Here is a 22,741-nt window from a genome sequence, read left to right as displayed (position 1 = left end):
TAGCGCCTATCGGCAATTCAGAGCACTTCAGCTACTGCCCCGGGCGATCAGGTCGGTAGTAGTTTTCCGACCCAGTAGGCTATCGGGCGACTTGCCCCTGGTCTAGGCCCAAGAAGTGGGCATTTGATTTATAACAAGATCGGTATTTTCTTGACTGAAGTATTATTCTCTGAACTTTCGCTTCCCTCTGACATTTTGGAAGCTATCTCTGATATGGGCTTTGTGAATCCCACCCCCATTCAAGCGCAAGCTATCCCCTATCTTCTAGAGGGACGCGATATTGTGGGCGTCGCCCAGACCGGTACCGGCAAGACCGCTGCCTTTGGTCTTCCGCTTATTGCCATGACTGAGGCTGGTGGCCCGGTACAGGCACTAGTCCTAGCCCCCACCCGCGAATTGGCCATGCAGACTGCTGATGCGATCGACCAGTTCGCCAAGCGCACCAATGGTGTCGAGGTCCTTTCGGTTTATGGTGGCTCCCCCTACGGTCCGCAGCTCGGCGCTCTGCGTCGTGGTGTCCAGGTGGTAGTTGGCACCCCCGGTCGTATTATCGACTTGATCAAGCGCGAAGCCCTTGACCTTTCACACGTCCGTATGCTGGTCCTTGACGAAGCTGATGAAATGCTTCGTATGGGTTTCGCCGAGGATGTAGAAACCATTGCTTCCTCAGTTCCCCGTGAACGCGTTACCGCGCTTTTCTCGGCCACTATGCCTCCGGCCATCGCGAAGGTCGCCAAAGAGCACCTCACCGATCCGGTAAACGTCACCGTTTCCCGACAGGCTTCTACTACCGCTACCGTCCGTCAGACCTACGCTGTCGTACCTTTCAAGCACAAGATGGGCGCACTTTCGCGCGTCCTCGCAACCCGCACCGCAGATGCGGCCATCGTCTTCGTACGTACTCGTCAGGACGCTGAAGATATCAGCATTGACCTAACCGCTCGTGGCTTCCGTACCGCCGGTATTTCCGGTGACGTGCCGCAGCGCGATCGCGAACGCATCGTGGGTCGCCTGCGTGATGGTTCGCTCGACGTCCTCGTCGCCACTGACGTGGCTGCGCGTGGCCTAGACGTAGAACGTATCGGCCTAGTGGTGAACTTCGACGTGCCGCGTGAAGATGAAGCCTACGTGCACCGTATTGGTCGTACCGGTCGCGCCGGCCGTGAAGGTACGGCACTGACCTTCTTCACGCCTCGTGAATCTGCTCGTAAAAAGAAGATTGAAAAACTCACCGGCACTAAGCTCGAAGAGGTTGCGATTCCGACTCCTCGTGAGGTCTCTGAGTTCCGTGCCCGTCACATGATCGAAACCCTTGGTGAGCGTATCGATGCAGGTCGCCTAGAAATGTACTTCGATCTGCTACATGAACTTACTTCATCACCGGATCTTGATATCTACGATGTGGCTGCCGCGCTACTAGCTAAGTCGGTTGGCGATGAGGGCCCCGTGCAGGAGCCTGACGTTCGTGGCAAGGGCCGAGTGCGTCGTGAAGAACTAGTTGATGAAGAAGGAAACTTCGTCGCTGCTACCTTTGAACCGGGTCGCGATGAGCCTCGTAAGGCTGCCCGTGCGGGCCGTCGTGAAGGACGTGAAGGTCGCTTCTCGAATGGTGCTCCGACTGGGGCTATGCGTCGTTACCGCGTTGAGGTCGGCCACCGTGATGGGGTCCGTCCCGGTGCCATTGTTGGGGCAATTACCAACGAGGGCGGTGTTGACGGTCGCGATCTAGGCAAGATTGATATCTTCCCCAGCTTCTCCCTAGTTGAGATCTCTGGTGAGCTTAATCCCGAGGCTCACTCACGCATCGCGCATGCTACTGTTTCTGGCCGTAAACTGCGTATCAGCGAAGATCACGGAGCCCCTTCCGACGGCGGTATGCGTCGCGGCAAGCGTCCTTTTGGGGGCGGCAAGTTCGGTGGTTCCAAGGGCGGAAAGTTCAAGAAAAAGTTCTGAGCTAAACCGGTAAATCCAACTTTTAAGTAACCGGATTACCCAATCTCATAGATGGGCGGCGGGATAGAGATTTTCTATCCCGCCGCCCATAACTTATTTTCACGATTACTTATTTACACGATTCTAAGCCGCCTGTTTTAAGGCTTCTACAGGCACAAACCGCTACGACTGCCCACTATTCGTGTAGGGCCCGCGGGTGGGTCTCTTGATAGATCTCTTTCAACACATTTGAAGACAACTTAGTGTAGATCTGAGTAGTGTTCACCGAAGCATGCCCCAGTAGTTCTCCCACTACCCGAACGTCGGCGCCACCTTCAATCAGGTGAGTGGCAAAGGAATGACGCAGGGTGTGGGGTGAAATATGCGCCTCGAGTTCGGCCTGTTTGGCCGCATTCTGGATTAGTTCCCAGGCGCTTTGACGTGATAACGGGCGTCCACGCAGGTTCAAAAATAGCTGCGGGAAACCGCTCCCCTTTGCAGCTAGGTTGGGACGACCTCGGACTAAATATGCTTCTAAGGCTGCTTGCGCGTAGGAGCCAATCGGAATCAAACGCTGTTTATTACCTTTACCGGTAACTGTCAGGAAGGTCAGTTCGGCCCCGAACTCTAGGTCATCAACGCTTAGGGAAACCAGTTCAGAGACGCGCGCACCGGAGGCATAAGCGAGTTCTAGGAAGGCCCGGTCGCGTAAAACCACGGGATTATCGCTTTTCTCTGGCCCGGCTCCGGCTAGGAGTCGCGCGATCTGCTCACGGCTAAGGGCTTTTGGTAGGCGGTTAGGTAACTTTGGGGCCCCGATTGTTTCGGTTACGTCTTTAGCAATTATGCCTTCGTGCAGGGCGAAGCGATGCAGGCCTCGGATGGCTGCTAGGTGTCGGGCTCTAGAGGAAGCCGCCAGGGGCTTATCTCCCTGCGCTAAAGATTGCAGATACTGCTGGACGGTTTGCTCTTTGACTTTCCCAATGGACTTGATTTTCTCAGTTTTTAGGTATTCTAAGTACCGATTTAGGTCACGTCTATAAGCCGCCAGAGTATTGGCAGAAACACCTTTTTCGGCAGCCAAATGTCCTAGATATAGTGCGGTTACGCGTTCAAGGTCCATAACCACAGTGTAAGCCTTTTTGTTTTTCGCTCTCTAGTTTGATTCATTCGGGCTTTCATACGTTAGAATATTGTCACGCTTCGTATTAAAGGAGGAATCCATGCCCTTTGCGTGGAATGAGCGCGATGACCGCGCCGTCACAATGTTGAAAGCTCTAGCTGCTGATGCCGTCGAAGAAGTCGGCAATGGCCACCCCGGTACTGCGATTTCCTTGGCTGCCGTAGCCTATGTCGTTTACCGTGACCATTTGCGCTACGACCCTAAGGACCCGCACTGGCTAGGACGCGACCGTTTCGTTCTGTCCATTGGTCACGCTTCTTTGATTCAGTACTCGCAGTTGTTCCTGCACGGTCTGGGTCTAGAGATTGATGACCTAAAGCATTTCCGTCAAGCTGGTTCACTAACTCCGGGTCACCCGGAAGTTGGACACACTGACTTTGTTGAGATTAGCACCGGTCCGCTGGGCTCTGGTATTGCTTCTGCAGTGGGTATGGCGATGGCGGCCCGCCGTTCATCGGCACTGCTGGATCCAAACACCCCAAATGATGAATCCTTGTTTAACCATCGCGTGTACGTGATGATGGGCGACGGCGATATGCAGGAAGGCGTTACCCACGAGGCTTGTGCACTAGCCGGCACCCAGCAGCTGGGTAATCTAATTGCCATTTATGACGACAATCAGATCTCCATCGAGGGTGGTACTTCGATTGCCTTCACCGAGGACGTTCAGGCTCGCTTCGAGGCTTATGGTTGGCACACACAGTTTGTTGACTTCACCGCCAGCCCGGATGGCTATTTCGAGGACGTAGAAGCCCTTCATCGTGCGATTGCCGCCGCTGAGGAAGTGCAGGATCGTCCTTCGCTAATCCGCGTTCGTACCATTATTGGACATCCCTCCCCCAATAAGCAGAATACTGGTGGGATTCACGGTTCTAAGCTGGGTGCGGAAGAACTTGCTGGCCTTAAGGAAGCCCTTGGCCTTAATCCGGAAGAGCACTTCTTTGTTGACGAGGAAGTGCTAGCGTCAGTTCGTGAAGATTCCGCTGCTCGTGGTCGCGAACTTCGCGCCGCTTGGGATGAGCGTTTTGCAACTTGGCAGGCAGAGAACCCGGAGGAAGCTAAGCTTCTTGAGCGTCTCTTGGCTAAGCAGCTTCCGGAAGGTTTCCGCGAAGCACTTCCCACCTTTGATACCAAGGCCTTGGCTACCCGCGCTGCTTCTGGTGCGGTAATCAATGCATTGGCTCCGGTAGTGCCCGAACTCTGGGGTGGTTCCGCTGACCTAGCTGGATCCAATAACACCATTATGAAGGGTGAAGCTTCCTTCTTCCCGGAGTCTCGTTCAACGAAGGATTTCCAAGGTTCGATTAAGGGTCGTAACCTGCACCTAGGCATCCGTGAACACGGCATGGGCATGATTCTTAACGGTATCGCCCTTTCTAACCTGTTCCTGCCCTATGGTGGTACCTTCCTAGTCTTCTCTGATTACATGCGTGGAGCGGTCCGTCTGGCGGCCCTAATGGAGCTACCAGTCACTTATGTCTTCACCCACGATTCCATTGGGGTGGGCGAAGATGGCCCGACCCACCAACCGGTAGAGCACCTTTCCGCGCTACGTGCGATCCCTGGTCTGAGCGTAGTTCGCCCAGCAGATGCTAATGAGACTGCTGAAGCTTGGGCTTCTGCCCTAGAGCGCCGTAAGCCGGCGGTTCTAGCATTGACTCGCCAGAACCTGCCTTGCCCCGACCGTAAGGCCGAGGGCTTGGCTCCGGCCAGCGAGTTGGCCAAGGGCGCCTACGTTTTGCGTGACCTTGGTGAACCCCAGGTGGTCCTAATGGCGACTGGTTCGGAAGTTCAGCTCGCACTTGGTGCACAGGAGAAGCTGCAGGAAGCCGGCATCGGTTCCCGCGTGGTTTCTGCTCCCTGTCTCGAATGGTTCGATGAGCAGTCCGAAGACTACCGCCTATCCGTCCTGCCTAAGGATCTTCCGAAGGTAGCGATTGAGGCCGGTGTTGATCAGTCTTGGTACAAGTACCTAGAAGGCAACGGCACTACGGTCACCATGTCTTCCTTCGGCGCTCCTGGTGCCGCGAATGTTCTCTTTGAGAAGTTTGGTTTCACCGTTGATAACGTCGTGGCCAAGGCTCAGGAACTACTCTGAGATTTACTAGCTAGCTAAGATCGGCGGGTCGGCTCTCCACTTTGGATTCCTACCCGCCGATTCTATTTGCGTTTTTTATTGTGCATGAATAGTTTGAGCCCGGATGCTAAAACATCCGGGCTCATTGAAAAGTTTAAGCAAGCTTAGCGTGCTCGACCGAATCGGTTCCTGAGCTTATCAAGTGCTTCATCAAGAATTCGTTCACCATCTTCATCACTGCGTCGTTCTTTAACGTAGTCAAGGTGAGTTTTAAAGGGAACCGTCTTTGGTTCTACGGGCGGATTTTCCGCGTCTAGTCCAGCGGGTTGACCGCATTTCTCACAGGACCATTCTTCGGGATAGTCACCCTTGATATTGGCAGAGAAAACTGCCTTAGTGACATGCCCGTTCTCGCAGTAGTAGTTAACTGAAAAACGGGGAGCATCCGAAACTTGAGAGTCAGGACGGGGCGCACTGGCGCCAATCTTGCTTCCTCGTATAGGACCTGGAGAGTTGGCAGACATTTTAGCTAATTCCCAATCTGATAAAGACACCTAGGACAATGATCAAGGTGACCCAGGTGATCGAAGTGGCTACGGTAATTCGGTGTAGGTTACGGGCTGCGACGCCAGAGGAGGCTGCGGATGCTGACATGCCGCCGCCGAACATGTCGGAGACTCCCCCGCCTTTACCTTTGTGTAAGAGGACTAGCAGCATAAGTAGTAGAGAGGTGATGACTACTAGTACCTGTAGGGTAAGAGTGAGCGCGTGCAATGGCGTTTCCTATCGATAGTGCGAATTTCTGCTCCTATAAGCATAGTGCCTAGAGCGTTTTGTCACAAACTAAACCGGACCTAGCGAAAGAGTGCTAGGTCCGGTTTAGTTTTTAAGGTTTTGTTCAGCCTTCGAAGTTGACGATCTTGGCGAACTCGTCAGCCTTTAGTGAGGCGCCACCAACTAGAGCACCATCAACATCGGGCTTGCTCATGATCTGAGCAGCGTTAGAAGACTTCACGGAGCCACCGTATAGAACGCGTAGGGCGTCTGCGGTTGCTTGATCGTATAGTTCAGCAACGCGCTTGCGAATAGCTTCGCAAACTTCCTGAGCGTCTTCCGGGGTAGCTACTTCGCCGGTGCCAATGGCCCAGATGGGTTCGTAGGCGATGACGGACTTAACTACGTCAGAGGCCGGGATGCCTTCTAGAGCACCTTCGATCTGCTTGAGTACATGGGAGACATGTTCTCCAGCTTTACGAACGTCTAGGCCTTCACCACAGCAGATAATCGGGGTCATGCCAGCCTTGAGGGCTACGCGTGCCTTTTCGCCAACTAGGGCGTCGCTTTCCTGGTGGTATTCGCGGCGTTCTGAGTGTCCGACGACGACGTAGGTTACGCCTAGCTTAGAGAGCATTTCGGCAGAGACTTCACCGGTGTAGGCACCGGATTCGTGTACGGAAATGTCCTGAGCGCCGTAGGCGATGCGTAGGTCTTCTGATTCCACGACGGTCTGAACGGAACGAATGTCGGTGAACGGGGGGATCACAACGACATCAGCGGTGTCGTAGTCGAAGTTTGCGTCGCGTAGTTCTGCGGCTAGGCCTTCAACTAGGGTGATGGCCTCAAGGTGGTTGAGGTTCATCTTCCAGTTGCCTGCTAGTAGGGGTTTACGTGCCATTTTCAGTCCTCCAAAACTGCAATGCCGGGTAGGGTCTTGCCTTCTAGTAGTTCTAGAGAGGCGCCACCACCGGTGGAAATGTGTGAGAAAGTTTCTTCGTCGAAGCCAAGCTGGCGAACCGCAGCTGCGGAGTCACCGCCACCGACGACAGAGAAGGCGTTGCCTTCGGATAGCGCGCGTGCAACGGCGCGGGTGCCACCGGCGAAGGCATCGAATTCGAATACGCCCATGGGGCCGTTCCAAGCTACGGTCTTGGCAGAGAGAATCTTCTGCGAGAATAGTTCCTGGCTCTTGGGGCCAATGTCTAGACCCATCTGGTCTTCGGGGATCGCGTCAGCGTCAACCACGATTGCGGTGGCGTCGGCAGCGAAACGGTCAGCCGCGATTACGTCAACGGGAAGAACAATTTCGACGCCGTTCTTTTCGGCTTCTTCGAGGTAGCCCTTAACGGTCGGGATCTGATCTTCTTCTAGTAGGGACTTGCCTACTCCGTAGCCCTTAGCAGCTAGGAAGGTGTAGGCCATGCCGCCACCGATTAGCAGCATGTCAGCCTTGGTCAGTAGGTTGGCAATAACGCCTAGCTTGTCCGAAACCTTGGATCCGCCCAGGACCACTGCGTAGGGACGCTCGGGATCGCCGGTGACCTTCGAGAGGGAGTCGATTTCCTTGAAGACTAGGTAGCCAGCTGCGCTGGGTAGTAGCTTGGCGATGTCGTAGACGGAAGCCTGCTTACGGTGTACGACGCCGAAGCCGTCGGAGACGTATGCGTCGGCTAGTTCGGCTAGTTCCTTGGCTAGGGCTTCGCGCTCGGCGTCATCCTTGGAGGTTTCGCGAGGATCGAAACGGATGTTTTCTAGTAGGGCTACTTCGCCGTCCTGTAGGGAAGCAACGGTTTCCTTAGCGGATTCGCCGACGACGTCCTTGGCTAGCTTGACGGGAGCGTCAAGTAGTTCGCCTAGGCGCTTCGCAACGGGAGCTAGAGAGAATTCGGGCTTTACTTCGCCCTTGGGACGACCGAGGTGGGCCATAACGATGACCTTGGCGCCGGCATCCACTAGGTGCTTGAGGGTGGGTAGTGCGGCGCGGATACGACCATCGTCGGTGATGCGGTCGCCGTCTAGCGGCACGTTGAAGTCAGAACGGACGAGGACGCGCTTGCCGCGTAGGTCGCCCAAAGATTCGATAGTTTTCACAGATACTCCTGTTGTAATACTTGAAATTGGGACGACGCCCGCGCACTAAGATTCATGCGCGGGCGTCATCACTTTAAGAGTCTAGACTCTAACGGTCTGATCAGAGACGCTCGCCGACGTAGACGGTGAGGTCGACTAGACGGTTGGAGTAGCCCCATTCGTTGTCGTACCAAGAAACAACCTTGACCTGGTCATCGATAACCTTGGTTAGAGGTGCATCGAAGATCGAGGAGTGAGGATCGGTAACGATGTCGGTGGAGACTAGAGCTTCTTCGGAGTAAGCGAGGATGCCCTTTAGTTCGCCTTCAGCAGCTTCCTTGATGGCTGCGTTGACGGATTCCACGGTGACCGGCTGCTTCGCGGTGAAGGTTAGGTCGGTTACGGAGCCGGTGGGAACCGGAACGCGTAGTGCGTAGCCGTCTAGCTTGCCCTTTAGCTGGGGTAGAACTAGGGAAACGGCCTTAGCAGCACCGGTGGAGGTGGGAACGATGTTTAGAGCAGCTGCACGGGCGCGACGTAGATCCTTGTGGGGAGCGTCGTGTAGGCGCTGGTCACCAGTGTAAGCGTGGATGGTGGTCATTAGACCGCGTTCGATGCCGAACTTTTCGTCTAGGACCTTGGCCATCGGGGCTAGGCAGTTGGTGGTGCAGGAAGCGTTGGAGATGATGGTGTCGTTCTCCGGATCGTAATCGGTGTGGTTTACACCGACGACGAAGGTGCCGTCTTCGTTCTTGGCAGGAGCGGAGATGATGACCTTCTTGGCGCCACCTTCAACGTGTGCGCGGGCCTTTTCAGCGTCGGTGAAGAAACCGGTGGATTCGATGACGATGTCGGCGCCGAGCTCGCCCCAAGGTAGGTTTGCGGGATCGCGTTCTGCTAGGGCAACGATGCGGTGTCCGTCAACGGTGATGGATTCATCATCGTAGGTCACCTCAGCGTCTAGACGACCCAAGATGGAGTCGTACTTGAGCAGGTGGGAGAGGGTCTTGTTGTCGGTTAGGTCGTTTACGGCTACGACCTCGATGTCTGCGCCCTGAGATAGGATGGCGCGGAAGAAGTTACGGCCGATACGACCGAAGCCATTAATGCCGACGCGGATGGTCACTGTGTCCTCCTAAAGTGCAGGTTTCTGCACGTTATTCGTCTAATAAGTGGCTGGAGCCAGATTGACTCCAGGCCCGCGGATTTCCCGCGGTAATGCACCCCCTAATCTAGCATGAAGCGGGTTACTACCTAGAGAGCCAGCACATAGTTTTCGCTTGACGAATAATTCTTCTGTCTGGGGCTAAAAGACCCACAAATCTACTCGTCGAGCATGTCCGGAGTCAAGACGGAGGAGGTATCCGGAATCCCCTGTTCTTGGGCCTGTTTGTCTGCCATCGCTAGCAAACGACGAATTCGACCGGCCACCGCGTCCTTGGTTAACTGCGGCGTCGACTTCTGCCCCAGTTCTTCCAGCGAAGCCTCTTTATAAGCCAAGCGGAGTTCGCCAGCGCTCTTCAGGTGTTCCGGAATATCCGACCCCAAGATTTCAAAAGCCCGGGCAACCCTAGCGCCAGCTGCCACGGCAGCGCGAGCAGAACGACGGATATTAGCATCGTCAAAGTTGGCAAGGCGGTTTACGCTCCCCCGCATTTCACGTTCCTTACGGCGTTCTTCCCAGAGGGCTTTAGTTTTCGGGCACTCCATCACTTCGAGCAGCAGGGAGATATGGTCACCATCGCGTACCAATACGCGATCCACTCCCCGGACTTCGCGAGATTTCGCCAAGGCCCCCAAGCGCCTTGCCGTTCCCACTAGGGCTAGGGCAGTTTCAGCCCCGGGACAACTGATTTCCATGGCTGCTGATCGTCCGGGTTCCATTAGCGAACCGCGGGCCATAAAGGCACCGCGCCAGGCAGCTACCGCGGCACTTTGGCGACCGCTAACGATCTGAGGTGGTAGGCCACGAATCGGCCGTCCCTTGGGGTCGATGAGACCAGTAATCCTAGCTAGTTGTTCAGTTTGGTGTACCACTCTGACTACGTAGCGTTCGTTTTTTCGCGAGGAAGAGTTAACTACGACCAGCTCTGACTTTGCCCGGTATAGGTCAAGTAGCTCTTTTTGTAGTCGGTTGGCGCCTGCTAGGGAGTCTAGTTCAGCCTCGATGATTAGGTGGTTAGCAACTCGGTGTAGCCCTCCCGCGAAGCGAATGGTCGCAGCTACTTCAGCTTGGCGTTCGTCGGTGGTTTTACCGATTACCGAAGCTATTTCTGCTTTTAGCTCTGCGGTTAGTGACAATTTCGTCCCCATTCGTTAAAGAGATCGGCCATCAAGGAAGCTAACAATAGCGGATTATGAACCTGAGGTTTAGTCGCTGAATGCAGCCGTTGAGAATAGAGTTTAGCGCCCTCTTCGGCCAGTGTCTGTTGTAGCTCCGTATCGGTGGGGGTATCTTCCTCGCCGTAAAGGACTGCATCGAAGCGCAAATCCGGGGCGTATTTCTTAAGGACCCGCAGATGCTCGGCGGGCGACATCCCGCTGGTTTCACCGGGTTGGGTGCCTAGATTTAGGACTAGCACCTTCCGGGCTTTGGAGCTAACCAATGCCTGTTGTAATTCCGGTACCAGTAAGTGTGGGATTACTGAAGAATACCAGGAACCCGGGCCCATAAAAATGTACTCAGCTTCTTCAATGGCCTCGAGTGTGGCAGATGGAACCTTCGGTTCGGCCGGCGTTAGATAGACGTCTTTTACACGGCCATTAGCCTTGGCAACATGCTGTTGCCCGCGCACGATCTTTTCGTCCTGCTGAGTTTGGACTAGCGCCGTAATTTCCAGCGGTTCAGAGGCCATAGGTAAGACTCGTCCTCGGCAGCTAAGTAGTTCGCCCAAGGCATCAAGTCCCTTTACCGGATCGTCTAGCACCTGCCATAGTGCGACCATTAGCAGGTTCCCGAGGGCGTGCCCGCCTAGGTCTCCCTGACTTTCGTACCGGTGCTGCAGCACCTTGGGCCAGAGCCCGTCCCACGCATGGCGGTCACAGAGGGCAGCTAGAGCCATCCTAAGGTCCCCGGGAGGAAGGCAATCTAGTTCTTCCCGTAGGCGCCCGGAAGATCCGCCGTCGTCAGCAACGGTCACGATTGCGGTTAGTTCATTGGTAAGGAGCTGAAGGGCTGAGAGCGTGGCAAACAGCCCATGTCCCCCACCTAGGGCACAGACTTTCAGGTCGGTATTCGCCGGGTCTAGAATTGCCGGCTTTAATTCGGAGCTCATTCCTTCCCCAGATCTCGGTGGATGGTTTTGACTGGGTAATCGTGCGCTCCGAAAGCTGCGGACAGGTATTCCGCACTGGCTACTGACCGATGTTTACCGCCGGTGCAGCCCACGGCGATGGTGACATAGGGTTTTAGTTCCCGAAGGTAGTTCGGTAGAACCTTTAGGTAGAGCTCAACCCATCCGTCTAGGAACTCTTTCGCCCCCTCTAAGCCCAGTACATAGTCAGCTACCGGGTCGTCACGGCCGGTTAGGTGACGTAGGCCGGGCACCCAGTAGGGATTTGCTAGGAAGCGCATATCCAGCACAATGTCAGCATCGACAGGCAAACCGTATTTAAAGCCAAAGGACATGATCGTTAGGCGCAACGGTCGGGATTCTTGGACGGCGACACTTTGTTGAACCTGGCGTGATAGGTCATGGACGTTTAATTCCGAAGTGTTAATGATGACGTCTGCCTGACGGCGCAGGGGCTCAAGTAGGGAGCGTTCGGTCTTGATCGCGTCGATGATCCGGCCGCCATCGCGTTGTAGCGGATGTGGGCGACGGTTAGCTTCGTAGCGGCGTACCAGCACTTGGTCCTGGGCATCAAGAAAGATGATGCGATAACTGATGGAAGTATCGCGCAGTTCTTGGAGGGCGGCCTCTAGCTCATGGAAGTATGCCTTGGAGCGGACGTCAACCACAGCCGCCAGCCGGTGAACACCTTCACCGGTCGTGGTCATCATGCCCGCTAGGGCAGATAGCATCCGCGGGGGCAAATTATCGACCACATACCAGTCGAGGTCCTCTAGCGCGTTGGCGGCCCGGGTCCGGCCCGCGCCTGAGAGACCAGAGATAATCACCAGTTCCGGTCCCCGATCGGCTAGGGGCTGTCCGCCCAGATCGAGGCCCTCGGGTGAGGTGTCGTCGCTGAATTCGATTTCGTTGTCGGTCATCTTGGTCCTTAGGCTTTGCCGTTGTCTGAGGGGATTCGGATGGGGTAAATCAGTTATTTTCTAACTGAATCAGATTGGCTGCGGTTTGGGCGCGTTCCCGGGCGGTGGCCACGTCTGGGCCCGAAGCGAGGGCCACGCCCATGCGTCGTCCGGGGTGAGCTTCTGGCTTGGCGAAGATACGCAGATCCGTTCCGGGCACTGCCATCGCGGCTTCCAAACCTAGATATGCCGGATCGGAGTATTCTGCTGCGGCCTTAATAACGGCGGTAGCCGCGGGGCGCTCCTGGGTAATTTCTTCTAGGTGCAGTCCCATTAGGGCTCGCGCGTGTAGATCGAACTGCGAGTATCGTTGTGAGGCCATGGTTACCATGCCGGTATCGTGGGGCCGCGGGGAGAGTTCAGAGAAGATTACCTCGTCGCCCTTGATGAAGAGTTCAACCCCGAAAATTCCGTGCCCGCCGAGGGCGCTGGTAACAGTTTTCGCGATTTCCTGGGCACGTTCTAGGGCCCGGGCACTTAGCGGCTGAGGCTGCCAAGATTCGACGTAGTCTCCCCCATCTTGGCGGTGACCGATAGGTTCACAGAAGCGGGTTTCGTCCTTGCCGGTGTGGGCGTCACGGTAACGGACTGTGAGCAGGGTAATTTCAAAATCGAAATCGACCTTGCCTTCTACGATTACGCGTCCGGTTTCGGCGCGTGCATCCTCGTGGGCATAATCCCAGGCGGCTTTAAGTTCTTCAGGGGTTTTCACGTAGCTTTGACCGTGACCAGATGAGGACATGGTGGGTTTAACAAAGCACGGGTAAGAGACCTTTTCGGCCCCCGCAGCTAGTTCTTCGAAAGTACTGGCGAAGGCATAGGGGCTGGTGGGTAGTTGTAGTTCTTCCGCGGCTAGGTGGCGGATGGCTTGACGGTCCATGGTGCACTGGACCGCGTAGGCAGTCGGGGTGACCTTAGTGGTGCCCGCGGCTTCTAGGGACACTAGAGTCTCGATATTGAGTGCTTCAACCTCGGGGACCACCCGGTAGGGCTTGACTTCGTTAATGAGGTCCGTTAGGGCCTGGGCGTCGGTCATCTTGAGCACGTGTGCATGGTGAGCAACCTGCATGGCGGGGGCTCCGGCGTAGCGGTCGGCAACGTGGACTTCGACGCCGAGGCGCATAAGTGCAATGGCCACCTCACGTCCTAGTTCGCCGCCACCTAAGAGTAGGACTCGGTGGGCATTCGGAGTGTTAGGGGTTCCGATTCTGAGGCTCATTTCTGGTCCTTTGCTTGTAGGTGTTCGCTGATCGTATGGGCAAGTTTTTCAGAGATTCCGGGAACTTCGGCGAGTTCTTCCACGCTGGCGTTCCGGATCGCTTTATAGGTCTTGAAATGTTGTAGTAAGGCAGTTTGCCGGGTGGTTCCGACACCTGGAATGCTATCAAGAATTGAGACAGTCATCGCTTTATTTCGCTTTTTGCGGTGGTGGGTGATGGCCCGGCGGTGCGATTCGTCGCGCAAATGCTGCAGCATGTAGAGAGCGGCAGAGGTACGCGGCAGGATCAGCGGGAAGTCTTCTCCCGGGATCCAGATTTCCTCAAGTCGCTTTGCTAATCCGACTACGGGCAGGTCCATCCCTAGCTCGTGGATGGTCCGGGCGGCAGCATTTACTTGGGGTAAACCGCCATCAACTACGATCAGGTCCGGCCGGTAGGAAAAGCGTCGTGCCTTGCCGGTTAACGGATCGATCGGACCGCTCTCTAGGGCTTCTCCCTGTTCGTCGTAGCCCTGTTCGCCCGCCTGTTCTGCCTGGAGCCGTTTGAGACGGCGAGTGAGCACCTGACTCATGGCGGCAGTATCGTCCAGTGGGCTACCGTCATCCTTTGGGGTGATCAGGTATTGACGATAGGCGTTCTTATTGGGGGCCCCATCTTCAAAGACGACCATTGAGGCCACTTGATTGGTGCCTTGGGTGTGGGAGATATCGAAGCCTTCGATACGTAGCGGGATGGCCGGGAGATCAAGATAGGTGCGTAGTTCTTCGAGTGCCTGTGAGCGCCTTGAAAGATCGGCAATCCGGCGGTTTTTGTGCAGTTGTAGGGCTTCTTGGGCGTTCTTTTGTGCCATCTCGAGGAGGGACTTTTTGTCGCCTCTTTGCGGGGTGCTGAAGGTGACGTTTACGCCGGCTCGTTTGGTTAGCCACTGTTTGAGGGCGGTAGCGTTCTTTGGGGTCTGCCCGACAAGGATTAGGGGCGGCACGTTTTCGGCTGAGAGGTGCTCGACATCGTCGACGGAGGCAGCTTGGGTTTGTTGTTCTTGCCTTTGTTTGCGGATTTCTGAATCGGGGATTTCGGGTAGGTTGCCGTAGAGCTGTTCGAGGACGTCGGCCGCAGCGTCTCCGGGCAGGTGGCTGAGGTCTTGGGTTTGTGAGGGGATTTCACTGACCCAGTGTCGGACGCCCCGAATGCGTCCGCCGCGGACGGCGAGGACGTAAACAGCGAGCTCGAGTTCGTCGTGGGCGACTCCGATTACGTCAGCATCAGTGCCATTAGGAAGTACGACCGTGTTCTTTTCGAGCACGAGGTTGATGGCTTCTAATTGATCCCGGTAGACAGCCGCTCTTTCAAATTCTAGGTTCTCTGAGGCGTTGAGCATTTTGGCTTTGAGTTCGCGTTTAATCGGGCCGGTTTTGCCGTTCATAAAGCGACAGAGTTCCTCGGCGAGTTCGCGGTGGTCTTCGGGGGTGATCCAGCCGGCGCAGGGGGCGGAGCATTTCCCGATATGCCCCAGGAGGCAGGGGCGGCCTTCCCGCTTGGCGCGTTGGAAGGTTCCGGGGGCGCAGGTCCGGACCGGGAAGATTCGAGTCAGCAGGTCTAGGGTTTCTCGGATGGTCCAGGCCTGGGGGAAGGGCCCGAAGTAGCGGACGTCCTTTTTCCGTTTTCCTCTCATGACGAGGGCGCGCGGGTACTGTTCGTTCATGGTGACCGCTAGATATGGGAAGGACATATCGTTTCGGTTGTACATGACGTTGAAACGCGGACTGAACTCTTTGATCCACGAGTACTCGAGCGTGAGGGCTTCCATCTCGTTGTTTACCACCGTCCATTGTACGGAGCTGGCGGTATGGACCATCTTGTAGGTTCGGGGGTGTAACCGCTGTGGATCTTGGAAATAACTAGTCAAGCGGTTTCGTAAATTTTTGGCCTTCCCCACATAGATGACGGTCCCTTTGGGGTCGCGAAAGCGATAGACCCCCGGAGATGCGGGGATTTCGCTGGTTTTCGGCCGGTAACTCTGCGGATCTGCCACGCTTCTACTTTAAAGCCTTTAGGTGGCTTTTCGCTTGTTTTCGCAATACACTTGCGCTGAGCCTTACTTTGACCACGAAAGGGCACTCTTATGTTTTCAAACTCCGCTGAGGCCGTTGAGTTTATTAAATCCGAAAATGTTGAATTTGTTGACGTACGTTTCTGTGACCTTCCGGGCGTACAGCAGCACCTAACTATTCCAGCTTCGGCTTTTGACGAGGACGTTTTCACTGATGGGCTGATGTTTGATGGCTCGTCGATTCGCGGCTTTACCGCGATCCACGAATCCGATATGCGTCTGCTCCCCGATCTTTCAACCGCCTTCATTGATCCCTTCCGTAAGGCTAAAACCCTAGCGGTTTCTTTCTCTATCGTGGACCCGTTCACCATGGAGCCCTTTAGCCGCGACCCGCGTCAGGTTGCCGCGAAGGCAGAGGCTTACCTGAAGTCCACCGGCATTGCTGACACCTGCTATGTCGGTGCCGAGGCAGAGTTCTACCTCTTCGATTCGGTTCGTTACGAGACCAACCCGCAGAGCTCCTTCTACCAGCTAGATTCCTTGGCGGCACCTTGGAATACGGGTGCGGAAGAACTAGGCGGCAACAAGGGCTATAAGGTTCGTCGCGGCGGCGGCTACTTCCCCGTCACCCCCTACGATCACTACGCTGATGTGCGTGATGAAATGTCCCTTAAGATGGCCGAGGTTGGTCTAGTTGTTGAACGTGGACACCACGAAGTTGGCGGTGGCGCCCAGCAGGAAATCAACTACCGTTTCAACTCCCTGCTTCACGCAGCTGACGATCTGATGAAGTTCAAGTACGTCATTAAGAACTCTGCTTGGGCTCAGGGACTAAGCGCGACCTTCATGCCGAAGCCGGTCTTTGGTGATGCCGGTTCAGGTATGCACCAGCACTTCTCCCTCTGGAAGGACGGACAGCCGCTGTTCCATGATGAATCTGGTTACGGTGGCTTGTCTGATATGGCCCGCTACTTCATCGGTGGCTTGCTAGAGCACGCTCCGGCGCTTTTGGCCTTCACTAACCCGTCGGTTAACTCCTACCGTCGTCTAGTCCCGGGCTTTGAAGCTCCGGTGAACCTAGTGTATTCCGCTCGTAACCGTTCGGCTTGTATCCGTATCCCGGTCACTGGCACTTCCCCGAAGAAGAAGCGCATTGAGTACCGCGTACCGGATCCCAGCGCCAACCCGTATCTGTCTTTTGCCGCCTGTCTAATGGCCGGTATTGATGGTATTCGTAATCGGATTGAGCCGGCAGCTCCGATCGATAAAGATCTGTACGAGCTTCCGCCTGAGGAATACCATGATATTGCTAAGCTTCCCACCTCCTTGGAGGCGGCACTTGAAGCACTAGAACAGGATCAGGACTTCTTGACTGAATCTGATGTTTTCACTCAGGATCTGATTGATACTTGGATCGCTTACAAGCGGGAGAATGAGATTGCTCCGATGCGTCAGTTCCCCCACCCGTTCGAGTTTGGTCTGTACTACGACCTGTAAATCTTAGATGCCTGGCACTCTTAAGAACTTCGCATTCTTAAGAGCCTAGAAGCCTTAAGCATCTGTCCCCCGTTGGCCTGTGGCCGCGGGGGACATTTTTTGGCGATTTATTGGACAGCGACTTTGCTGATATCGGCAGTTTTCAATGGCGATTTCGGGGTCTCCCCAACTTTGTCGCACACGCCACCTTTTAGAAAATCGCTTTTGTACCGGGGCACAAAATCACCCCCTGCTTTTTGTGTTGGTTTTACAAGCTTTTTCAGAAGTGGCTGCTAAAAACGGGATTCCGGCGCGTGGCTCTTAGGATTACCCCATGTCTATTTTTTCGCGCAAGTCAAAGATCGTCCCGCAAGTACCTGCTGTCGACACCATTGGTGAGCTACTCCAGGGGCGTTTAAAAAGAGCCCCGAAGGCTAATATGGTCTACCGAAAATCCTCTGTCGGTCGATCTTGGGTTCCCGCTACCGTTACTGAGGTCTTAGCTCAGGTCGACGCTATTTCTAAGGGCCTGCTAGGGTTAGGATTCCAAAAGGGCGATGCCTTGGCGATTATGGGCTCGACGTCATTCGACTGGATGCTTTTGGATCTGGCAGCTGTCCAGATCGGGCTCATTTCGGTGCCAATTTATGAATCGGATTCGGCCGCCCAGATTAGCCATATCCTCAAGGATGCGGATATTAAACTAGTCGTCACTCAATCGGCTACTCAAGCTGCACTTGTGCAATCCTGCCAGCCAGACGACCAAGAACTCCAGATTCTGAGCTTTGATGATTCAGCCTTGGCGATGATTATTGCCGCAGGCTCGAAGCTTAACCTCAAACAAGTCGTTAAAGCCCGTGAAAACGTTTCCGGTTCTGATCTAGCGACGATTGTGTACACCTCTGGTACTACTGGAGCCCCTAAAGGTGTGGAACTAACTCACTATAACTTTGCCAAAACGATTTACGATATTCAGTTCATTGCCCCTCAGCTACTTTTGGATCGTTCCGGCAAGCTACTGCTCTTCCTGCCGGTGGCACACGTTCTGGCACGCTATGTACAGTTCGCCATTTTGGCTTCTGAATCTGCCCTTGCTCAGGCACCAGATGTGAAGAATCTACTTTCTGATATGCAGTCTTTTGCTCCGACCGCCATTATGGTGGTCCCCCGCGTCCTAGAAAAGATCAAGAATGCGGCCGCCGCAAAGGCCCCCTCTGGTTTCAAACGTCGCGTTTTCAAGTTCGCGGAAAATACTGCGATCGCTTATTCACAAGCTTTAGAAGAGCCTCAGGGCCCAAGTTGGGGGCTGCGTCGTAAACACGCCCTAGCTAGCAAACTGGTACTCAATAAGCTAAAGCAAGCCTTCGGGCCCGAAATCGATTTGGTAGTTTGTGGGGGCGCTCCCCTGGACGCCAATTTGGGACACTTTTTCCGTGGCGTCGGTCTTGACCTCATTGAGGGGTATGGCATGACTGAAACCACCGGTCCCGCTACGGTGAACCGTCCCGGTCATGCCGTTATGGGTTCTGTGGGGACCCTACTTCAGGGTACTGAAGTTAAATTCACCGATGAAGGTGAGATTTGTTTGCGCGGTGCCCAGATCACCAAGGGGTACCACAATCTTCCGGCAGCAACCGCCCAGGCTATCGATGGGGACGGATGGTTGCATACCGGGGATCTAGGTCATCTTGATGCCGAGGGACATTTAGTCATTACTGGCCGAGCAAAGGATCTACTTGTAACCGCCGGTGGTAAGAATGTCTCCCCCGGTCCGCTGGAGGCTCAGCTGCGTCTGCACCCGCTGATTTCCCAGGCGGTGGTTCTAGGTGATATGAAACCGTTCATCTCTGCCCTGGTAGCACTGGATGCAGAAGCTCTACCCACCTGGTTGCGGGCACATTCTCTACCGCCAATGGATGCTACCTCGGCGGTGAGCCACCCCCGGGTGAAGGCCTCGATTGAGAAGGCTGTAAAGCGTGCCAATGCCTCCGTTTCGAGGGCTGAATCAATCCGAGAATTCCGCATTGTTCCCGGGGACTTCACGGAGGCCAATGGGCTTTTGACCCCGTCCTTGAAGGTCAAGCGTCCGGCAGTGCTAGAACGTTTTGCCGATACAGTAAAAGAAATTTACGGCGAAAAGTAAATAGTTCTGCATGTTTGAAAGCACCGGTCAGCTCAGAAGAGTTGATCGGTGTTTTCTGCATTGGCAGCTTCTAGCTGCAATAGGTAGGCCTTGGCCTCGATCCCACCGGCATAACCGGTAAGTTTGCCATCTGATCCTAAGACGCGGTGGCAGGGAATGATTAGGGCCAGTGGATTAGCCCCGACGGCGCGCCCAACGGCGCGGGCTTGGTTTCGTCCTCCCAGTTCCGCTGCTAGGTTTCCGTACGTGGTGGTCTTTCCGTAGGGAATCTTGGTGAGACGCTGCCAGACTGCCTCGTTGAACTCACTCGATTTGGGGAGTTCGAAGGGAATGGTGAAATCTTCCCGGCGGCCTGCCAAGAAGTCAGAGACCTGCTCGCTAAAGTCCATGAAAAGCGGTGAGGTGGGGCCGACTAGAGCTCCGATTTGTCCGGCAGGTTCGTGGCCGGGGAAATAAACCCCGGTAATTGCCTCCGAGTTGGCCACTACCGTCAACTCGCCTATTCGCGTGCTGATCACGGTGTGCCGGGTAAACATGGAGACTCCTTTGAGGGCAGACAAGCTCAGTTTGTGAGGAAACCGAAGTTTGGGTCTTCCTACACTTTAGAGCATTTGTGCCAGATATTGCCCGGTGTAGGAGTCTTTATTCTTCGCTACTTGCTCTGGCGTTCCCTCGGCAACTAGCGTACCACCGCCCGCGCCGCCTTCTGGGCCAAGATCCAGAATCCAGTCAGCGCACTTGATGACGTCCAAGTTGTGTTCAATGACCACCACCGTATTGCCTTTATCTACCAGCGTCTGCAAGACGGCTAGGAGTTTATTGATATCCTCCAGATGCAGACCGGTGGTGGGTTCATCTAGGACGTAGATACTGCGCCCATTGGAACGTTTATGTAGCTCAGAGGCCAGTTTAACGCGCTGGGCTTCACCACCAGAAAGGGTGGTTGCCGACTGTCCCAGCTGTACGTAGCCTAGGCCGACTCGATCTAGGGTCTTTAGGTAGCGGGCCACGCCGGGGACGTTTTCGAAGAACTCGCAGGCCTCGCTGATCGGCATTTGGAGAACTTCCGCGACATTCTTGCCCTTGTAGGTGACTGTTAGAGTCTCTTGGTTGTAACGCTTTCCATGGCAGGTTTCGCACGGTACGTAGACGTCGGGCAGGAAGTTCATTTCGATCTTGATGGTGCCGTCGCCCTTACAGGTTTCACAGCGTCCACCCTTGACGTTAAAGGAGAAGCGTCCCGGTCCGTAGCCACGAACCTTAGCTTCCTCGGTCGCTGCGAACAGGGTTCGGATCTTATCCCAAACGCCGGTGTAGGTAGCCGGGTTCGACCTAGGGGTACGACCGATCGGTGACTGGTCGACGTGCACGACCTTGTCAAGGTGTTCTAGGCCGGTAATGGTCTTGTGCCGTCCAGGCACTAGTCGCGCCCCATTGAGCTGATTAGCTAGGGAACGATAAAGGATCGTATTGATCAGGGAAGACTTACCGGAGCCGGAAACACCGCTCACGGCCACAAAACAGCCCAGTGGGATATCAACGCTCAGGTTCTTGAGGTTGTTTTCCTTAGCGCCCTTAATGGTTAGCTTCCGGTCTTTATCGACGGGGCGTCGTTTCTTAGGTACCTGGATGGATTTCTTTCCGGTCAGGTAGGCACCGGTTAGGGAGCGTTCAGCCTTTTCTAGTCCCTTTAGGGGGCCAGAATAGACGATCTCACCGCCGTGCACGCCCGCTCGCGGACCGATATCGACAATCCAGTCGGCTGCCTGCATCGTTTCTTCGTCGTGTTCCACCACGATGAGGGTATTGCCAAGGTCTCGTAGTCGCTGTAGCGTCGCAATCAAGCGCGAGTTGTCTCGCTGGTGCAAGCCAATTGAAGGCTCGTCGAGGACGTAGAGTACGCCCACTAGTCCGGAGCCGATCTGGGTGGCTAGGCGAATGCGCTGCGCTTCACCGCCGGAAAGAGTACCTGCCGAGCGCGCTAGCGTCAGGTAGGTTAGGCCCACGTCGACTAGGAATTTCAGACGAGCTTTAACTTCCTGAATGATCGGGGGTGCGATTTTGGCTGCCCGGCCTTCGAGTTTTAGACCGCAGATGAACTCGTAGGCATCAGCGATCGACATGGAAGAGAGCTCAAAGATGTTTTTCTCCCCCACGGTCACCGCTAGTACCTCAGGCTTGAGACGTGCTCCCTGACAGGTAGCACAGGGAACTTCACGCATGTAGGCATCGAGTTTCTCACGAGACCAGTTAGATTCAGTCTCTTCACGCTTCCGTTCGATATAGCGGATTGCCCCTTCGAAGCCGGAGGTGTATTCACGTTTGCGTCCCCAGCGGTTGACGAAACTAACCTTGACTTCGAAGTTGTTGCCGTTAAGCAGCATGTCTTGGACTTCTGCGGGGAGGTCTTCCCAGGGAGTTTTCATGGAGAAACCCTGCTGAGAAGCTAGAGCCTTTAGCTGTCGCTGATGGTACTTATTGGCGCCACTCCAGGGCCCGATCGCACCCTCGGAGAGGGATTTGGTTTCATCGGGTACCACCAGTTCCGGGTCGACCTCAAGTTTCATGCCAATACCGGTACAGTCCGGGCAGGCCCCGTAGGGGGCATTGAAGGAGAAGGTACGCGGTTCGATTTCATCTAGTTGCAGCTGGTGCTCATTAGGGCACGCGCGCTTTTCAGAGAATTTACGGGTGCGGTTTTCTGCCTCCGGATCGCGGTCGACGTAGTCAACCAGTAGCAGGCCCTGCGCCAGCTCAAAAGCGGTTTCGACACTATCGGTCAGACGCGTCCGGATGCCTTCCTTCAGGACGATCCGGTCGACGGTTACTTCAATGTCGTGTTTTAAGTTTTTGGCGAGGGTGGGTGGCGAGTCTAGGCGTACGTCCTCGCCGTCTACGCGGGCGCGAGTATAGCCCTGAGCCTGGAGGTCCTCAAAGAGTTCTGAGTATTCGCCCTTACGGCCACGAATGACGGGAGCTAGCAGGACTAGGCGGGTACCTTCAGGTTCTTCCATTAGTTGGTTAACAACCTGTTCGGCACTCTGTGCCACAATTACTTCCCCACATTTGGGGCAGTGCGGGACACCGGCGCGGGCAAAAAGTAGACGTAGATAGTCGTGAATTTCGGTAATGGTACCGACGGTTGAACGCGGGTTCTTTGAGGTCGATTTTTGGTCGATGGAAACCGCGGGAGACAGGCCTTCAATAAAGTCCACGTCCGGCTTATCCATTTGTCCTAGGAACTGGCGGGCGTAGGAAGAGAGCGATTCGACGTAGCGGCGTTGTCCTTCGGCGAAGATCGTGTCGAAGGCGAGGGAGGATTTACCGGAACCAGATAGGCCCGTGAAGACGATCATCGCCTCTCTGGGTAGGTTCAGGTCCACACTCTTGAGGTTGTGTGCTCGGGCGCCTTTTACAATGATCTCTTCTTTCACCCCAATATTTTATCGAACTGTCTTGGGGGCTTCTAGGAGCCAGAGCGTGAGATTAGACAGCTATCAGGGGATAATCAGTAATGTATTCGACGAAATCAACAAGAAACACGTCCCTGCTTAGAAAGGC

General features: G+C 55.1%; 17 protein-coding genes. 4 read left to right on the top strand and 13 right to left on the bottom strand.

The window, feature by feature from the left end; translation table 11 throughout:
• Nucleotides 1-150: 150 nt before the first annotated feature.
• On the top strand, nucleotides 151-1,953 hold the full coding sequence (locus BSR28_RS04045; RefSeq protein ID WP_331203659.1) for a DEAD/DEAH box helicase: 1,803 nt from the start codon (nucleotides 151-153) through the stop codon (nucleotides 1,951-1,953).
• A gap of 175 nt (nucleotides 1,954-2,128) precedes the next feature.
• On the opposite strand, the gene xerD is transcribed toward BSR28_RS04045, so the two are convergent.
• Nucleotides 2,129-3,055 carry a site-specific tyrosine recombinase XerD gene (xerD, locus tag BSR28_RS04040; protein ID WP_073713416.1) on the bottom strand — a complete coding sequence of 309 codons (927 nt, stop codon included), beginning with the start codon at nucleotides 3,053-3,055 and terminating at the stop codon, nucleotides 2,129-2,131.
• 100 nt (nucleotides 3,056-3,155) lie between these two features.
• On the opposite strand from xerD, the gene tkt reads away from it, so the two are divergent.
• Complete coding sequence (gene tkt, locus BSR28_RS04035) at nucleotides 3,156-5,213, top strand: transketolase (RefSeq protein ID WP_073713415.1); 2,058 nt, start codon at nucleotides 3,156-3,158, stop codon at nucleotides 5,211-5,213.
• Between the two features lie 143 nt (nucleotides 5,214-5,356).
• Here tkt and BSR28_RS04030 read toward each other — a convergent pair whose 3' ends face one another.
• From BSR28_RS04030 to uvrC, 10 genes are all read right to left on the bottom strand, one after another.
• Nucleotides 5,357-5,716: an RNA polymerase-binding protein RbpA gene (locus tag BSR28_RS04030; RefSeq protein ID WP_073709080.1), complete on the bottom strand. Its 360-nt coding sequence runs from the start codon at nucleotides 5,714-5,716 to the stop codon at nucleotides 5,357-5,359.
• Nucleotide 5,717: 1 nt separating this feature from the next.
• Nucleotides 5,718-5,966 (bottom strand): preprotein translocase subunit SecG, encoded by a 249-nt coding sequence (secG, locus tag BSR28_RS04025; protein ID WP_073709079.1) that lies wholly within the window; start codon nucleotides 5,964-5,966, stop codon nucleotides 5,718-5,720.
• A 124-nt stretch (nucleotides 5,967-6,090) separates the two neighbouring features.
• Nucleotides 6,091-6,867, bottom strand: a complete 777-nt coding sequence (tpiA, locus tag BSR28_RS04020) for a triose-phosphate isomerase (protein ID WP_073713414.1) — start codon at nucleotides 6,865-6,867, stop codon at nucleotides 6,091-6,093.
• 2 nt (nucleotides 6,868-6,869) lie between these two features.
• Nucleotides 6,870-8,060 (bottom strand): phosphoglycerate kinase, encoded by a 1,191-nt coding sequence (locus tag BSR28_RS04015; protein WP_073709077.1) that lies wholly within the window; start codon nucleotides 8,058-8,060, stop codon nucleotides 6,870-6,872.
• A 100-nt stretch (nucleotides 8,061-8,160) separates the two neighbouring features.
• Entirely contained in the window at nucleotides 8,161-9,165 is a 1,005-nt protein-coding gene (gene gap / locus BSR28_RS04010) for a type I glyceraldehyde-3-phosphate dehydrogenase (RefSeq protein WP_073709076.1), read from the bottom strand.
• 197 nt (nucleotides 9,166-9,362) lie between these two features.
• Entirely contained in the window at nucleotides 9,363-10,340 is a 978-nt protein-coding gene (gene whiA / locus BSR28_RS04005) for a DNA-binding protein WhiA (protein ID WP_073713413.1), read from the bottom strand.
• Entirely contained in the window at nucleotides 10,331-11,314 is a 984-nt protein-coding gene (locus tag BSR28_RS04000) for a gluconeogenesis factor YvcK family protein (protein ID WP_073713412.1), read from the bottom strand. The genes whiA and BSR28_RS04000 overlap by 10 nt, the downstream gene beginning before the upstream one ends.
• Nucleotides 11,311-12,252 (bottom strand): RNase adapter RapZ, encoded by a 942-nt coding sequence (rapZ, locus tag BSR28_RS03995; RefSeq protein WP_073713411.1) that lies wholly within the window; start codon nucleotides 12,250-12,252, stop codon nucleotides 11,311-11,313. The genes BSR28_RS04000 and rapZ overlap by 4 nt, the downstream gene beginning before the upstream one ends.
• Before the next feature lie 49 nt (nucleotides 12,253-12,301).
• Nucleotides 12,302-13,510: a formate-dependent phosphoribosylglycinamide formyltransferase gene (gene purT / locus BSR28_RS03990; RefSeq protein WP_073713410.1), complete on the bottom strand. Its 1,209-nt coding sequence runs from the start codon at nucleotides 13,508-13,510 to the stop codon at nucleotides 12,302-12,304.
• The gene (gene uvrC / locus BSR28_RS03985) at nucleotides 13,507-15,543 is read right to left on the bottom strand and encodes an excinuclease ABC subunit UvrC (RefSeq protein WP_073713409.1); all 2,037 of its coding nucleotides are present in this window, start codon (nucleotides 15,541-15,543) and stop codon (nucleotides 13,507-13,509) included. The genes purT and uvrC overlap by 4 nt, the downstream gene beginning before the upstream one ends.
• Nucleotides 15,544-15,633: 90 nt before the next feature.
• Here uvrC and glnA point away from each other — a divergent pair, with 90 nt between their 5' ends.
• Both glnA and BSR28_RS03975 read left to right on the top strand, forming a co-directional pair.
• Nucleotides 15,634-17,058: a type I glutamate--ammonia ligase gene (gene glnA / locus BSR28_RS03980; protein WP_073713408.1), complete on the top strand. Its 1,425-nt coding sequence runs from the start codon at nucleotides 15,634-15,636 to the stop codon at nucleotides 17,056-17,058.
• Between the two features lie 313 nt (nucleotides 17,059-17,371).
• Entirely contained in the window at nucleotides 17,372-19,180 is a 1,809-nt protein-coding gene (locus BSR28_RS03975; protein ID WP_073713407.1) for an AMP-dependent synthetase/ligase, read from the top strand.
• 32 nt (nucleotides 19,181-19,212) lie between these two features.
• Here BSR28_RS03975 and BSR28_RS03970 read toward each other — a convergent pair whose 3' ends face one another.
• Together BSR28_RS03970 and uvrA are read right to left on the bottom strand one after the other, a co-directional pair.
• Nucleotides 19,213-19,716: a methylated-DNA--[protein]-cysteine S-methyltransferase gene (locus BSR28_RS03970; RefSeq protein WP_073713406.1), complete on the bottom strand. Its 504-nt coding sequence runs from the start codon at nucleotides 19,714-19,716 to the stop codon at nucleotides 19,213-19,215.
• 66 nt (nucleotides 19,717-19,782) lie between these two features.
• Nucleotides 19,783-22,614, bottom strand: a complete 2,832-nt coding sequence (uvrA, locus tag BSR28_RS03965) for an excinuclease ABC subunit UvrA (RefSeq protein ID WP_073713405.1) — start codon at nucleotides 22,612-22,614, stop codon at nucleotides 19,783-19,785.
• Nucleotides 22,615-22,741: the final 127 nt, after the last annotated feature.

Origin of the sequence: Boudabousia liubingyangii (assembly GCF_001907245.1) — a bacterium.
GTDB classification, from domain to species: Bacteria; Actinomycetota; Actinomycetes; order Actinomycetales; family Actinomycetaceae; genus Boudabousia; species Boudabousia liubingyangii.
The sequence above is the reverse complement of the archived record's forward strand: the minus strand, read 5'-3'. Positions and strand labels throughout refer to the sequence as shown.